This window comes from Acinetobacter sp. S4397-1 (assembly GCF_024129285.1).
GTDB classification, from domain to species: domain Bacteria; phylum Pseudomonadota; class Gammaproteobacteria; order Pseudomonadales; family Moraxellaceae; genus Acinetobacter; species Acinetobacter lwoffii_C.
Window position 1 is genome coordinate 1 of the sequence record NZ_JAMXXZ010000009.1, and the last position, 15588, is coordinate 15588.

General features: G+C 43.6%; 14 protein-coding genes and 1 other RNA gene. 7 read left to right on the plus strand and 8 right to left on the minus strand.

Annotation, left to right across the window (positions count from 1 at the left end; translation table 11 throughout):
• Positions 1 to 461 precede the first annotated feature (461 nt).
• The 3 genes from NI467_RS06805 to rlmH form a co-directional block, all read right to left on the minus strand.
• Entirely contained in the window at positions 462 to 1238 is a 777-nt protein-coding gene (locus NI467_RS06805) for an META and DUF4377 domain-containing protein (RefSeq protein ID WP_253152018.1), read from the minus strand.
• A 142-nt stretch (positions 1239 to 1380) separates the two neighbouring features.
• Positions 1381 to 2157 (minus strand): class III extradiol ring-cleavage dioxygenase, encoded by a 777-nt coding sequence (locus NI467_RS06810; RefSeq protein ID WP_253152019.1) that lies wholly within the window; start codon positions 2155 to 2157, stop codon positions 1381 to 1383.
• A gap of 103 nt (positions 2158 to 2260) precedes the next feature.
• Positions 2261 to 2743, minus strand: a complete 483-nt coding sequence (gene rlmH / locus NI467_RS06815; RefSeq protein ID WP_151205985.1) for a 23S rRNA (pseudouridine(1915)-N(3))-methyltransferase RlmH — start codon at positions 2741 to 2743, stop codon at positions 2261 to 2263.
• A gap of 154 nt (positions 2744 to 2897) precedes the next feature.
• Between rlmH and NI467_RS06820 the strand changes: the two genes are divergently transcribed.
• On the plus strand, positions 2898 to 3845 hold the full coding sequence (locus NI467_RS06820) for a M28 family peptidase (RefSeq protein ID WP_253152020.1): 948 nt from the start codon (positions 2898 to 2900) through the stop codon (positions 3843 to 3845).
• Between the two features lie 79 nt (positions 3846 to 3924).
• Here NI467_RS06820 and lon read toward each other — a convergent pair whose 3' ends face one another.
• The 5 genes from lon to NI467_RS06845 form a co-directional block, all read right to left on the minus strand.
• The gene (gene lon, locus NI467_RS06825; RefSeq protein WP_253152021.1) at positions 3925 to 6351 is read right to left on the minus strand and encodes an endopeptidase La; all 2427 of its coding nucleotides are present in this window, start codon (positions 6349 to 6351) and stop codon (positions 3925 to 3927) included.
• 147 nt (positions 6352 to 6498) lie between these two features.
• A complete protein-coding gene (locus NI467_RS06830; RefSeq protein WP_253152066.1) occupies positions 6499 to 7080 on the minus strand; it encodes a 5-formyltetrahydrofolate cyclo-ligase in 582 nt (193 codons plus the stop codon).
• Between the two features lie 282 nt (positions 7081 to 7362).
• Positions 7363 to 7547, minus strand: a non-coding RNA gene (gene ssrS, locus NI467_RS06835) — 6S RNA.
• Positions 7548 to 7645: 98 nt separating this feature from the next.
• On the minus strand, positions 7646 to 7933 hold the full coding sequence (locus NI467_RS06840; RefSeq protein ID WP_151203308.1) for a cell division protein ZapA: 288 nt from the start codon (positions 7931 to 7933) through the stop codon (positions 7646 to 7648).
• Positions 7930 to 8487 carry a hypothetical protein gene (locus tag NI467_RS06845; protein ID WP_253152022.1) on the minus strand — a complete coding sequence of 186 codons (558 nt, stop codon included), beginning with the start codon at positions 8485 to 8487 and terminating at the stop codon, positions 7930 to 7932. Before NI467_RS06845 ends, NI467_RS06840 begins: the two co-directional genes overlap by 4 nt.
• Positions 8488 to 8551: 64 nt before the next feature.
• Here NI467_RS06845 and NI467_RS06850 point away from each other — a divergent pair, with 64 nt between their 5' ends.
• The 6 genes from NI467_RS06850 to NI467_RS06875 all read left to right on the plus strand — a co-directional run bounded on the left by NI467_RS06850 (position 8552) and on the right by NI467_RS06875 (position 15540).
• Positions 8552 to 9184 carry a UPF0149 family protein gene (locus NI467_RS06850; RefSeq protein ID WP_253152023.1) on the plus strand — a complete coding sequence of 211 codons (633 nt, stop codon included), beginning with the start codon at positions 8552 to 8554 and terminating at the stop codon, positions 9182 to 9184.
• Between the two features lie 148 nt (positions 9185 to 9332).
• Complete coding sequence (pepP, locus tag NI467_RS06855; RefSeq protein WP_253152024.1) at positions 9333 to 10667, plus strand: Xaa-Pro aminopeptidase; 1335 nt, start codon at positions 9333 to 9335, stop codon at positions 10665 to 10667.
• Positions 10668 to 11508: 841 nt separating this feature from the next.
• Positions 11509 to 11751 (plus strand): DUF378 domain-containing protein, encoded by a 243-nt coding sequence (locus NI467_RS06860; RefSeq protein ID WP_151203312.1) that lies wholly within the window; start codon positions 11509 to 11511, stop codon positions 11749 to 11751.
• 907 nt (positions 11752 to 12658) lie between these two features.
• On the plus strand, positions 12659 to 13867 hold the full coding sequence (locus NI467_RS06865) for an FAD-dependent monooxygenase (RefSeq protein WP_253152025.1): 1209 nt from the start codon (positions 12659 to 12661) through the stop codon (positions 13865 to 13867).
• Positions 13864 to 15111 carry an FAD-dependent monooxygenase gene (locus NI467_RS06870; RefSeq protein WP_151203314.1) on the plus strand — a complete coding sequence of 416 codons (1248 nt, stop codon included), beginning with the start codon at positions 13864 to 13866 and terminating at the stop codon, positions 15109 to 15111. The genes NI467_RS06865 and NI467_RS06870 overlap by 4 nt, the downstream gene beginning before the upstream one ends.
• Before the next feature lie 177 nt (positions 15112 to 15288).
• Positions 15289 to 15540: a hypothetical protein gene (locus NI467_RS06875; RefSeq protein ID WP_151203315.1), complete on the plus strand. Its 252-nt coding sequence runs from the start codon at positions 15289 to 15291 to the stop codon at positions 15538 to 15540.
• Positions 15541 to 15588 lie beyond the last annotated feature (48 nt).

Genomic DNA, 15588 nt, shown 5'->3' on the forward strand with positions numbered 1-15588 from the left:
AAAAAGAAGAGTTTAAGGAAATTTTGGCAATTTTAAGAAGGCAGAACCCTGATAGGATAAGGGTTCTGTGAAATTTGTCGTGTACAGAGATCAGAGATATAAGAGATACCGTGAACGATATACTGATGACCATTTTTTGAAGTGACTTTAGGTTAGTGTTGGGTGGCATGATATCCACCTGTTTATTCTAATATTTCATGACATAAAAACGTGACTGAGGATTTAAAGGGTGTTGTCGGAGTGGTTTTCTCTATGGTTGTATTTCGGCAAGCTGATAGCAATAAAAATATAGAAAATAAGCTGAATGCTTTGATGGCTTACATATTTCTTTTTATCTGCATGATCAATATTTCATATTTGAAAATTATAGAAAATGATGATCCATGAGTGAAGGGGAATAAAAACTGAAAAAACCGATGCCTTAACATCGGTTTTTCATACATGTTGTATCGACTTAAAAATTAAAGTGAACCCTTAACTGTTTCACGTTCAATAATCATGTCTTGAACATACGCATATTTGGAATGATCCGCTGCTGGATTTTTAACTTCATAACGTTTGATACGTACAATCTGGCGCTCTTTAGGGTTATGTGTAAAACCTTCGATAGAGTTATAGAATAATGTCCAGTCTTTATTGACCTGGGTTTTTACGCCATTGTCAGCATATTTGATTTCACGAACCTGGAGACAAGTCTGTGCTGTTACACCTGTGCATGCTTTGGTTTCTGGTGAAATTTCAAGGAAAATGGTTTCACCTTCACTTTGATATTTTGATTCAGCGGTTTGCTTACCGGTGAAGACAATTTTTTCGCCTTTTACAGAGACAATAGTCAGGGTTGGAGCTTGTGGATCATTCAAGTTTAAAACGAATGGGACTTTACGGTTTTCAAATAAATCTGCTGCAACTTTTTCTTGTGCCATGGATTTAGGCTCACAGGCCATTTGAGTAGCTGTCAGGTTGCCCGTCACGATCTGGTTATTTTCAACTTTCCAACTGGTTCCCATACCGTTACAGCTGGTAGAAATTCCTAAACGGCCTGCTTTGTCAAACTTTAAAACCAGAGGTTTTGGGGCATCTGCTGTGTTAGCACTCCAATGGTAATTTGCCAAAGTCTGATCTGCATTTTGTTGTTGTAGTACAGACACAGCTAGATCTCCTACTTTTTGAATCTCAGATGATTGGCAAGCAGTCAGTGCAAGTGGGAAGAGTGCAAGTGCTAGAAGTTTTAGTTTCATTAGATTCAAGTTCTTGATTTAAAATAACAAGATACATCATATATGATCAGCTTTTAAAAAAAATGGATACATTCAGTTTTTTTTGGTTTCAAAGTGTATCCATTGATATTTTTTTGTTAATTGATGAAAGTTACTTTAAATTTTAATCGAACCGGTAAATATCCATGCCTAAGGAACCCATGCTAAAGCTACTATGCACAATGCTGAACCGGTGCCCGGTACCCATGGCAAAGAACAATGGGCTAAAGTGCTCCAAGCTTGGATGGTTGCGCTTGATATGAGGGAGCGATTGCCAGTCAAGTACTGTATTAAAGTCACTATGGGTCAGTTTGTTCACCACATGATTGCGGAAAGTCGATGCCCATTCTGGAACTTCGTCAGTATTTCCTTGCCAGGATAATTCAGCCAGATTATGGGTAATACTGCCAGAACCGATCAGTAGCACCTGCTGCTCACGTAACATCGCCAAGGTCTGACCGATCCCATAAATCTCCTCGGCACTCATTGACATCGGCAGAGAGATTTCCACCACGGGAATATCTGCTTCGGGATACATATGCAGTAGCGGCATCCAGACACCATGATCACGTGGACGGACACTGTTGGCATGTGCCGAGAATCCGGCATTGGCAAACATATTCAGAATCTGTTCTGCCAGTTCAGGATTACCTGGTGCTGGATAGCGGAGCTGGTACAGCTCAGGCGGAAAGCCGCGAAAGTCATGCCAGGTTTCTGGACGAATACCGGTATTCACTTCCAGTACCTCACTTTCCCAGTGTGCAGACATCACCACAATGGCTTGCGGACGCGGTAAATTCAACGCCAGACGCTGTAAGGCCGGGCCTACCTGCTCCGGGTTAAGTGCCAGCATTGGAGAGCCATGAGAAATAAATAAGCCGGGCAGGGTTTGTAAGTTCATAATTCAAACCATATAAGTCAGATGTTTCAATAATGCCCAAAAAAGAGCATCAGGCGCAGGCGTGATTATTCAACAAAACGTTGCAAATACAGAACAACTGCGCTTAGCCAGCGCGATGATAAGGATGATTATGGTTGATGCTCATGGCACGGTACAGCTGTTCGATCAGCATTACACGTACCAGCGGATGCGGCAAGGTGAGTTTAGAGAGCGACCAGTGCCAGACGGCTGCCTTACGCACAGCTTCTGAATGTCCGTCCGGTCCACCAATGGCTAACGCAATATCCTGACCTTCCAGCATCCAGCTTTTCATGGTTTCAGCCAGCTTTTCGGTACTCAATTCACGGCCCCCCACTTCCAGCGCAATCAGCACTTCATTTGGTTTCAACGCACTCAAGATGCTGTCACCTTCAATATTGCGGTATTTCAAAATATCGGCTTCAGAATCATTTTTCCCACGTTTGGCCATAGGTAATTCAATCACCTGCGTCTGGACAAAGGGCTGAATGCGCTTAAAATAATCTGTAAAGCCAGTTAATACCCAAGCCGGCATTTTCTGACCAATGGTCAGGATACGAATTTTCATAATAGAGAATCAATCATTGGATACGCCATTATAACGATCTCCTAACATGAAGTTGAGCGGTGAAACAAATTGCAATTGAAATACTGGGAGTGATGTTGCTTTAATAAACGGAGTTCAAGTCTCCGCTTGATAATAAAGCCATGGAATAATAAGAATGCGGCCCAGCGTTATTTTAAAAGGATGTATTACGGTTCTTCTGTTGAGTTGGGGATTGCTGTGTTCTACGGCAAGTCAAGCCAATATTGCCAAAAGTGCTCAAGCAGGGCACCTAAAACTGTTTATTAACCAGATTGTTAATATTGATGAATTTCGGAATTTTAAGAATGTCGAAGAACTCAATCGGGTTTCAGCCTGGATCAAGCAGCAGATGCGACTGTTTGGCATTCCCTGCCAGTTTCAAACTTATGTTGTCAATAATCTGAGCTATCGTAATGTCATTTGCCGTCTGGATGCCAAAGCGGAAAAGACCTTGGTACTGGGAGCGCATTATGATGCACAAGGTGAGCAGGCTGGCGCGGACAATAATGCCTCTGGTGTTGCAGGAGCGCTGGAAGCTGCACGGTTGCTGGCTTTACAAAAGACCAAACTAGAACACAATGTCGAGTTTGCCTTTTACAGCCTAGAAGAACCCCCTTATTTCAAGTCTGAATATATGGGTAGTTACATTCACGCAAAATCGTTAAAAACTCAGAAACAGAAAATTAAAGGAGTCATCATTCTGGATTCAATCGGTTATTTTAACGATAACCAGGTACAAACCTATCCGGCTGGTTTAAAATGGATCTATCCACGCGAAGGGAATTTTATTGCGGCGCTTGGTCATCTGGCGTCAGCCAGAATGGTCACTCACTATTGTGAGTCGATGCAGCGTCTTTCCCGTTTGGATTGTGAGCGATTTATTAGCCCGACCTTTTTGCAAAATATCGACTTTTCGGGTTATTTGAATTATGCCAAATTTAATTATTCTACGCTTTTGATTACCGATACAGCGCATTATCGCAACCCTTATTATAATACGCCACTGGATACGGTCGATAAGCTGGATTTGAATAAAATGGCAGATGTCGTCAATAGTGTGGTGGATTTAGCTTTGAAATTTTAGGCAGTTTTTAATTTTAAACATATACCCAGATAAAAAATTACCCTGCCAGAGCAGGGTAATTTTTTATAGCATAGCAATCTTAATGACGCGCTGCTTTGGCTTCTTCATTGGCTTTTACAATGGGAGCTTTAACCAGTGCTTTCGGCATATCCATCAAAGCCAGTGGTAAAATTTCATCAATCGATTTCACCGCTTTAATTTCCAGGCCTTCTTTGACATTCTCAGGAATTTCCGCAAGATCGCGTATATTTGCCTGTGGAATGAATACCAGTTTGATACCTCCACGATGTGCCGCAAGCAGCTTTTCTTTCAGGCCACCGATACGCATTGCACGGCCACTCAGGCTGGTTTCACCAGTCATAGCAATGTCTGGGCGGATCGGAATTCCAGTAAACGCAGAGACCAGCGCCGTGGTTAATGCCAGACCAGCAGATGGGCCATCTTTAGGGGTGGCACCTTCCGGTAAATGCACATGTACATCAGTTTCCTCAAAGCGTGAAGCTTCGATACCCAGCTCATCGGCACGGGTACGAACCACAGTCATGGCTGCAGTAATCGACTCTTTCATCACATCGCCAAGAGAACCTGTGGTAATAAACTTCCCTTTACCTTTGACTGCTGCAACTTCAATGGTGAGCAATTCACCACCGACTGAAGTCCAGGCCAAACCATTGACACGGCCGACTTGAGCTTCTTCTTCTGCCATACCATAGTCAAATTTATGCGGACCTAGGTAGTCAGGAAGATTGGCAGCATTTACTTCAACCTGAAGGTTTTTAGCTTTCTTGCTGACGGCTTCTTTCACCACTTTACGTGCAATTTTCGACACTTCACGCTCAAGGTTACGCACACCGGCTTCACGCGTATAGCGGCGTACAATGTCACGAATTGCTTCTTCATGCACGGTAAGTTCTTTGGCGCGTAGACCATTATTTTTAATGGCTTTAGGTACCAGGTAACGGTCTGCGATGTTAACTTTCTCTTCCTCGGTATAACCTGGAAGACGAATCACTTCCATACGGTCCAAGAGGGCCTCAGGAATATTCATGCTATTTGCAGTACAGATGAACATCACTTCAGACAGGTCAAGGTCAAGGTCAAGATAGTGATCATTGAACTTGTTATTTTGTGATGGATCAAGTACTTCAAGCATCGCAGATGCTGGATCACCACGGTAATCCTGAGCCATTTTGTCGATCTCGTCGAGCAGGAATAACGGGTTTTTAACCCCAACTTTGGTTAGCGATTGCACGATTTTACCTGGCATCGCACCGATATAAGTACGGCGGTGACCGCGAATCTCAGCTTCATCACGTACACCACCTAAGGCCATACGCACAAACTCACGACCGGTTGCTTTGGCAATCGATTCACCCAGTGAAGTTTTACCGACCCCAGGAGGACCAACCAGACACAGAATCGGGCCACGCAGTTTTTTCACACGGGATTGAACTGCCAGATATTCCACAATACGGTCTTTGACATCATCCAGACCATAGTGATCGGCATCCAGAATTTCCTGCGCTTTGTTCAGGTTAATGCTGACTTTGCTGGCTTTGTTCCACGGTGTATCGAGAATGACTTCCAGGTAGTTACGCACCACAGCCGCTTCACTGGATGCCGGCTGCATGGCCTTGAGTTTGCGGAACTCAGCTTCGGCTTTTTTACGGACATGTTCAGGCAGGTCAGCTTCGGCCAGGCGCTTTTCAATTTCCGCAACATCATCTTCTGCACCGCCATTCATATCGGAAAGCTCGCGCTGAATGACCTTCATTTTTTCATTCAGGAAATATTCGCGCTGGTTCTTTTCCATTTGGCGTTTAACCGAGTCATGCAGGGTTTGCTCAATCTGCTGTTCTTCAGATTGCTGCAATAAATAAGTCATCAGTTCGGTTAAGTGTGCTTCAAATTCATCGTGTTCCAGAAATTTCTGTTTTACTTCGATATTTAAGGGTACACGTGTCGCAACAAAAAATAGCAGCTGGAGCAAATCTTCGATTTTATTGGCAGCTGCAATCAGCTCGCGGGCATTGCGCAGTTTAGCTTCGGCATATTGAGCAAAGAGCGCACGCAGTTCTTGCAGACGAAGGGCTTGAGTATCTTCATCTACAGTGACGCTCATGGAACTCAGCTCATGCTCTGCAGTCAAATACTCATTTTCATCAATGATGGTTTTGAGCTTGGCACGATACAGGCCTTCAATCAGGACTTTAATACAGTTTTCATCATTTTCGTGATTCACAACTTGCACAATCTTCGCGACAGTACCGTATTGATATAAGTTGTCGTGATCAATTTCTTCTGTAAGCGAATCTTTTTGCGCAACTACAAATACTAGATTGTCACTGTTACGAGCCACATCAACTGCATTGATCGATTTTTCACGACCGACAAATAGCGCAATTTGCATATGTGGATAAACTACCACGTCACGTAGCGCCAAAAGTGGTAATACACTTGGAACCTGAGGCTCTAAGGTTTCTTGATTCATAATAATTTCAGACATGGGCACTCCTAATGAGTGACAACGGTGTTGCCATGTTTTTAATAGTGATGGGTAATTTAAAAATTACAAGGGTAAACAGGATTAAATTGTATGAAAAATGACTAATTATGTGATTTTAAAGCCTTTAACTCATTGGAAATACATTATTTAACGTTTAAAGCGTCGTAAAAGGGAGGGCGTGATTAAGGCATCAAGCGGCTGATCCCATGCTTCACGTTGCAAAGGTTGATGAGTCAGCTGGAAATCATGCGCCAGACCAAGCCGAAAAGGACGGCGAGGAGCAGATGCCAGAGTACGGTCATAATATCCGCCGCCCATTCCAATACGAGTTCCTACGGTATCGCAGGCCAGAAGTGGCATGATCAGCAGTTCCAGCTTTGAAACAGGCAGACCACGTGTTGCGACCGGTTCACGCATTCCCAGACGATGATGGGCAAAGCGCTTGTTGCGATATTGATACTTACTGATCTCGACCCAGACCAATTGCTGGTTCATATTACAAATAACTGGCAGATAGACCTGTTTAGCCATTTTAAAGCAGTATTCAATCAGCGCTTGGGTATGAATTTCCCCAAAGGCATGTAAATAAAGCCCGACAGACTTGCTGGTATGAAATTCGGGTAAGGTGCGGAGTATATTGAGAACGCGCTGCTGTGCCTGTTTTTGCCGGAAGGAAGAAAGTTGACGGCGTTGTTTACGGAGCTGTTTTCGAAGTTCAAATAGATTCATCGTCGTCATAAGCATAGGGTCTTTAAAATTCGCGATCAGCTTGAGAAGGGCAGCAAAGCTTCGCTATACCGAAGATAAAGAAGCCCTATATATTATAGACATATGGATAGTATTTTAAGAAAGCTTTAAACAACTAAAGCCTTGAGAATGAAATGAATCTATTGATAGTTTTAAGTCGGGCATGAAAACAGAGTTTTTGAGGCAGATCCGATCAATACAAAAAAATTAAAAATGTAATTGAAATTTAAAAAGATAAAAAAATGAAATGTATGAAAAATAGTCAAGCACTCCGAAGATGCCGCTGCATGTCATTACCCTTGAACCCTAAAGTTCAAGGTGGACGAGACGCATACTTGCTAGGTTTCCCATACCGGATGGGCATACACTCTAAATATGCAGAACTCAATCCTAAGATTTAAATATCGGCTCAGGGGAATTTGACCCGCTGGCGAACATCTCAGAGTTAAGACTCAGTATAAACTATAATATGGATGAGGCAACTCTATGCTGTTCCTCAACTGTAAACATGCGGATTGAATGCTTGAACTTTAAACAAAAACTTAATTTATTCAGAGAGTTCTTCTACTTCTTCTAAAATAGTTTGTAACAAACGTTCACAATGCGCATATTGCTGCAAGGACTTGTTCATGGTCAGAACTTCCTGCATCAATTCCAGTGCCACCATAATAATCAGCTTGCTCGGCTCCATGCGGGGCGCTTTGCGACGAAACTCATCATATTTTTCATTGAGTAATTGGGCGGCTCGCTCCAGGTCCTCACGTTTATCTGCGGTGGAGGCCAGACGGAAGCTATGTCCCAGTACTCTTAAGTCGATAGCGATTTGCTCACTCATGATGATGCTTCCTCGGTCACTTCAGTCGGATGGGCCAGTTGCTGGATTTCCTGTGCATTCTGGTCTTGTGCAGTTCCCAAAATGGCCAGACGCTGAATAATGACTTCCACTTTCGCCTTTGCACTTTCATTTTTCTGGGTCAGACGCTCAGCTTCCTGATTCAGGCGCTGAATCTCCTGCTGGGCATGACGCTGATCAAGTAATAGCTTTTCTTTTACTGCACGTAATTCATTGCGCTCTGCCAGAATTTCCTGAAAACGGTTTTTCAGATCGGTACAGCTTTTCTCCAGACGGCTATAACGATCCGCCAGCGCAGTGGCATCCTGATTTAACTGCTGGAACTGTCCACGTGTTTCAGAGAGTTGTTGGGTTAGCCCTTCAATTTCTTGTTGTTTTTGTGTAATAACGCTATTTTTCTGTTCGATTTGATTTTGATATCGCGCATTAGAAGTCTCTTGCTCCTCGCGCAAACTGGTATTCTCATGTTCAAGATGGGCAAGTCGCGTTTTTAAAACGCCAATATGCCCTTGTAGACGCTGTAATTCTTCTAACATATCGAGGTCGCACAGTGTTGCAAACAAAGGTAATATATAAGCAGTATAGAGATTGGATAAACGAATGCAAGACGATATTTCAGGTTGGACGGAATGGTACCGCAATTTTTCTTCAATTGAAGAAATTTCTAGTCCAAGTGAGTTACATGGTCTGTTGACTGGCATTGTTTGCGTGACTCAGGCACCGACCAATGTAGAGTGGTTGCAGATTTTGGAAACGCTGGATGTCCCCGAGCTGAACCCTGAAGCATTAGAGTTATTAACCGGCGAAGCTGAAGATGTGTTTCATGCCCTGTCAGAAGATGAACTGGATTATCTGCCTTTATTGCCCGATGATGAACACAGTCTGGCTGAGCGCGTTCAGGCACTGGCTGACTGGTGTGCCGGGGTAGTGCTGGGCTTTGGACTGGCTTCAGGTCATATCCGTAATGATGAAATGGAACTGATTGAACATTTGCAGGATGTGGCAGCAGTTGAATTCGAAGATTCTGATAATGATGCCGAAGGTGAAGAAAGCTACCAGGAACTCTACGAGTTTGTGCGTTTAATTCCGGTCAGCCTGTCCTTAGGGCGTAAGAAAGTCGCTGTGGAAGAAACCCCACTGTTGCAGAAATTTACTCAAAAAATTCAACCCAAAGCGACGACTACAGAAGCACAATCTGTGGTCGAGATTTTCTCGCCTCAACGCCCGAGTTAATTCCACCAGCTTATAACTTGTCTTGAAAACAGGCAGATGTTTTGCTGGTATTTTTCGTTACGGACAGCAAACAGAACTGCTCTGCTTTCAGGGCAGACGCTTAATCCATATTTTAATCCTCATATAAATGAACAAGAAGTAAGGTCTCATGAAGAAACTGACTCAAGCCGATTTTCAGGAACGTCGTGACATCCTCGCGGGTGAAATAGGTCTGCGTAGTATTGCCATTATTGCCACTAGCCCGGTGGCCATGCGTAACCGCGATGCAGATTATAAATACCGAGCAGACAGCAGTTTTTTCTATTTAACCGGTTTTGCCGAGCCTGAAGCAGTCGCAGTCATTGAAACCTTTGATACCGAAGAGGAAGGTTATACCTATAGCCTGTTCTGCCGTGAGCGGAACCGTGAAATGGAAATCTGGAATGGTTATCGGGCTGGTATTGATGGCGCTATTGAAGAGTATGAAGCAGATGAAGCCTATGCAATTGATCTGCTAGATGAAGAAATCTTACTTAAGCTGCAGAACAAGGATAAGCTTTTTTACCGGATTGGGCACAATGCAGACTTTGATGCGCGTGTGGCCAGATGGATCGCAGCTGCCAATGGTGAAAGCCGCCGCGGGACTTCGGCACCGGCGCAGGTCATTCAGCTGGATCGCATTGTGGATGAAATGCGCCTGCATAAAGATCAAAAAGAAATTGAACTGATGCAGATTGCATCTGATATTTCAGCCCAAGCCCATACTCAAGCCATGAAAATGGTGCATCCGGGCATGATGGAATATGCTCTGGAAGCCGAGCTGAATTATATTTTTGGTAAGAATGGTTGTGTGCCTTCTTATAACAGTATTGTGGGTGGAGGGGACAATGCCTGTATCCTGCATTATGTAGAAAATGACAAACCGCTAAAAGCGGGTGATTTGGTCCTGATCGATGCAGCGTGTGAATATGAATTTTATGCCTCGGATATTACCCGTACTTTCCCGGTAAGTGGCACATTTAGCCCTGAACAAAAAGCGCTTTATAATATTGTACTTGATGCGCAAATTGCCGCAATTAACGCGGTTCAGATCGGTAATTCTTATAAAGAGCCACATCATGTCGCAGTACGTATTCTAGTTCAAGGGCTGCTTGATCTTGGCATTATGCAAGGTGATATTGACGATATTATTGAAAAAGAAGCCTATCGCCAGTTTTATATGCATGGTACCGGACACTGGTTGGGCATGGATGTTCATGATGTGGGCAGTTATAAGCTAGAGGGTGACTGGCGTAACTATGAAGAAGGAATGGTCGTGACTATTGAGCCAGGTCTTTACATCGCACCTGATGATGAAACAGTTGACCCGAAATGGCGGGGTATCGGTATTCGTATTGAAGACGATATTGTAGTGACTAAGCATGGTCCGCTGAACTTAACCTTCAAAGTAGTGAAAACAGTGGAAGAAATTGAAGCACTGATGGCTAAAGCACGCGCCGTATAAATCTATTTAAAACAGCCAGTCAGATGACTGGCTGTTTTATTTCAGTCCCTATTTTATCTGACAAGAATGCTGAGAATGTTGTAGAGAAGCCCAAATACTGGCCTGAATTCGGAGTTTTAGAGGGCTGGATGATCAGTGCTTGATGACCATCTGGTTGTAATCCTTCCACCTTAGTCTCTTTTAATATCAGCACACTGGGATTTCATTCAAAGCTCCTGTTTAGGAGCTTTGTATTGGCTTTTTATTCAGGACGTGGATGACAAAATCATATAAACATGCAGGCCCCCCAACGCTAGGACATGAGCTGAATTTAAGAAGCGGGATACCTACATTTGAAGGCATGGCTGAAATGGTCGAGCAGGGGATCGGTTAGATATCTTGCCCGACATTACTGCCAATCGCTATCAGAGCAGATGTCAGTATAGAACGCTTGTTGTGGTGTATAACTGGGCAAAACCTGAGCTGTGTCTTGGCTATCTGGCGTGACAAACCTTAAGCCCAGCCGTGAAAAATATGTCAAATCCTCTAAAAAAATAAGCGACATGGTCACTGGTAAAATAATTTTTTAGAGAGAAAGGTTCTTTTAATTTTATTTTGTTAAAAGAGATCCCTACTTTACTCACTCATTTAAAGCCTCACTGAGAATAAGAAAAATTTCAACTTACGTTTATCTTGTATAAGCAAAACAAAACCAACCTGATTAAAAAATAAACTTTATAAGATGACAGTACTTCAACACAGCTTCGGCCTTTTTAGCATCAATACAACATATTAAATAGAGCTTAGTTTTCATAATTTCCCTGATCCCTGAGTAAATTTAAACAAGAGTAGGAGACAACAAATGAGACTAAATACGATCGACTGGATTGCTTATGCTTTGGCAATTATTGGTGGAATCAACTGGGGTTTGGTGGGTGCATTTAATTTCGATTTAGTTGCTGCAATCTTTGGTGAAATGAGCACGCTGTCTCGAATTATTTATGTTCTGGTGGGTTTGTCAGCCTTATATTTAATCTATACAGGAACGAAATTAGGCAGAACCATACATCACCACCCGGATACTCACTCGAGAGTAATGCGTTAATGCACTGAAGGGTAGAAAGAGATCATTGATATCTGAGTGAGATGGATTTTTAATCTGCTAAGATTGAACTTGAAGCTATTAAAGCTTAATAAGTGAAAACGGAGCTCAGGTTCCGTTTTTATGATGGATTAAAAAATCTCTCTCATTCTTTCCGTGGATATAAAGATGATATTTCATCATTTTAAGCGCTGTTTATTAAACACTTTCAGCTAAAGAAAAACTAAAAGAAATTAACAGCGTGAAAAATAAGATAAGAAAAACCCCGGCATCCTGCGGGGGTTTTTCTTCTGGATTTGTTTGGTATAACTCCTGTCGTACCAGACTGTCCTTGTGCTTATCTCTTATTATTCTTATAGGGAATGTCCTATTCCTGATGAGTTCATCATAGAAGGTCTTCTGTATGCTGGATAGCAGTAAAGGACCGCAACTGATGTACGCCGGAGACTACAAAATTGAATAAAGCTTTTTGAAGAGGAATAAGAATTACCATGCTTTCTCCTGACTTTATTCAGGCTGGAATAGATAATTGCTAGAATTTGTTCTTGTTTTAATGGGTGGAGAATATCGTTCTTGATTTGCAGGGTAGCGGGGTTCGTTGCGGGATCTAGTTCTTTATCAAAACTAGGTGCTATATGTTTTGCATAAGCAAAACTCGATCAACCAAAGGACAGATGCAAAACTGGTTTTTAAGCATTATTTTAAAGTTTCCACATTTTAAAGCTTGCCATGAATTCACTCTCAGACCCCCCCTGCATGCTGTCCCTTCATCAAGGAAGCCAGCACCTTCAAGAAGTACTGGGTAGGCAAAACCTAATTTATTATAAAAAAGGAAATTTTTGAGCTAATATAAAATCTATCATGATTATAAGTATCTGTTATGTAGATACGATATTGAAAGGATTAGAGCATGCAACAAGAAGTCATCATTGTCGGTGGTGGTATGGTCGGCTTAAGCCTCGCACTGATGTTGGCGAAAACCAATATTGCAGTCAAACTCTTGGAAGCGATCAAATATCCGGATTATGATGATGTAAGTCTTGCTCCCTATCACTCCGGTTTTGATGCCCGTAACAGTGCCTTGTCGCGCCGTAGTGTGCAGATTTATCAGGAGTTGGGACTTTGGGATGCTTTACAGGAACATGCCACTCCAATTCTTGAAGTCAATATTACCGAACAGGGCAGCTTTGGTAAGGCACGGTTGGTTGCAGAACAGGAAAAAGTAGAAAGCTTTGGTCAGGTGATTGAAAATGCCTGGCTCGGCCGGGTACTCCTTGCTGAAGTTAAAAAAAATCCACTGATTGAACTGATTGATGGTGTTCAGGTTACATCACTGACCCAAGATGCCGACTTTGCTTATATTGAAGCGCAGCGCGGTGAATCTGTACTGAGCTTGCAATCCAAACTGCTCATTGCAGCAGACGGACGGGATTCTTTCTGCCGTAAAGCTCTCGGAGTCGGTGCTTCTGAACATGATTATGATCAGGTTGCGATTGTAACGACTGTACAAACTTCTAAACCGCATCATCAGGTAGGTTTTGAGCGTTTTAGCCATTTAGGGCCATTGGCCTTATTGCCGCTACCGGGCGAATATCGCCGCTCTGTGGTCTGGCCTGTAAAAAAGGGTACAGAAGGAGAATGGCTGGGTGAGGAAAATGATCAGCACTTCCTGAATGCCTTGCAGCAAACCTATGGTGACCGGGCAGGTAAATTCCAGAAAACCGGTAAACGTTTTAGCTTTGCCTTATCTCAAGTTCTGGCAGAAAAGCAGGCCATTGGCCGTGTGGTGTTGATGGGAAATGCGGCACATACCATTCATCCGGTTGCCGGGCAGGGTTTTAACCTGTGTATGCGCGATGCCTATGTACTGTTGCGCTATCTCAAAGAACAGCAGGCACAAGGGGCAGACTTGGGCAATGCAGCGGTATTGCAGGATTATGAAAAATCCCGTCTGAGTGATCAGCAGCGTGTGATTAAGTTCTGTGATTCTGTGGTGCGTGGCTTTAGTAACCAGAATCCATTTTTAAAGCTGGTCCGTAATACCGGACTCATTGCTTTTGATACTATTCCTGGCATCAAGCCGTTGATTGCTAATTATGCCATGGGGTTAAAAGCATGAGCTTAAATCAAACTAACGAAATATTAGACGTTGTCATTATTGGTGGTGGATTGGTAGGTGGGCTCACTGCGCTATTGCTGGCCCAAGGCGGTATACAGGCCACTGTGCTTGATGTTGCACCTATCCTGGATGAAGCCAAAACTTTAAGTGTGGCCAATCCGCGTGTTCTGGCTCTAAGTCAGGCAACCATTCACCTATTAAAAACGGTGGGTGTCTGGGAAAATCTGGCACGGCAGCAGCCTTATACCGGCATGCAGGTCTGGAATAAAAATGGTTATGGCGAAATTAATTTTGGTCATCCTGCAGAAAAAACACCATCGGTAGAGCAGGCTTTAGGCTCGATGGTGGAACCAAGCATTCTGAATCTGGCCATTCAGCAAAAGATACTGCAGGATGTGCAGGACTATCGCACGCAGGTCAAAGTTAGCCGGATCGAACGTGGTGTTGGCGTTTGGTTGATTCATCTGGCGGATGGGACTCAGCTAAAAACCAAATTGGTGATCGGTGCAGATGGCGCGAATTCCTTTGTGCGGGAACAGGCCTTTATCGATCTGGATGTACTGGATTATAAACAGGCGGGGATTAGCTGTGCGATTAAAACGGCTCAGCCACATCAGCATGTGGCCCGCCAGATTTTCCTCGAAACCGGCCCATTGGCCTATTTGCCGATGGCCAGCCTGAAAGCTGAGGAACAGGGGCACTGGCAATCGATTGTCTGGACATTGCCGGACGATTATGCCGATGAATATGCTGCACTATCAGATGCCGAGTTTAAGCAGCTTCTGACGCGTGAAAGTTATTATATGCTGGGTGAAGTGCTGGAAGCGACACCGCGTGCCAAATTCCCACTCAAGGCGCGTGCTGCACAGCAGTATGTACAGGATGGATTGGCGCTAATTGGGGATGCGGCGCATGTGATTCATCCGCTGGCGGGACAAGGGGTAAATATTGGCTGTCTGGATGCAGCAGTGCTATGTGATGTGTTGTTGCATGATAGAGCACGTGGCGTTTGGGCACATGAGCAGACCTTGAAGCGTTACGAACATCGCCGTAAGGGACAAAATGATGCGATGATGCATAGCATGTCTTTAATTGGCTGGATGGAAACCGCCCAGCTCTTTCCGGTGGTGTGGGCACGTAATTTTGCTCTGAAACAGGTGGAACAGCTGCCCCTGTTAAAAGATGCGTTTATGGCTCAGGCCAATGGTTTGAGTTTGCTGAAAGCTACCCGTTACTCCGCCTAGATCGTGAATGTAAATTTTTTAAACAAACACTCATAAAGAGTAACTATTTTGTTTAAAAAAAATACGATTTTTTAATAGGAAGTACTAGGCGAAACCCACAGAGATTGCTAAATTTCAGGTAATTTCAAACCGAGCTTGAAATGCCCAAAACCAGCAGTCATTTGTGGGGAGACTAAAATGACAGATATAAATGATTATGATGATGTAGAAGATCCTGTTGTCGACGATGAAGAAGCACAGGCAGCTGAAAAAGGTGCAGTCAGCAGCGATGAAGCTGTAAATGATAGTGATGTGGTCGAAGCGGAAACTCTGACGATTACTGCCAAACAAAAGCAGCGTCAGGCTCTGGAAGATGAAATAGCGGCTTTCCTGGCCAAAGGTGGTCGTATTACTGAAGTTCCAGCGGATGAATCCGTTGCCAGAGAATAATAGCTGCCAGGTTTAAGCCCAAAAAAAACACCACCTTGCTTGTGGTGT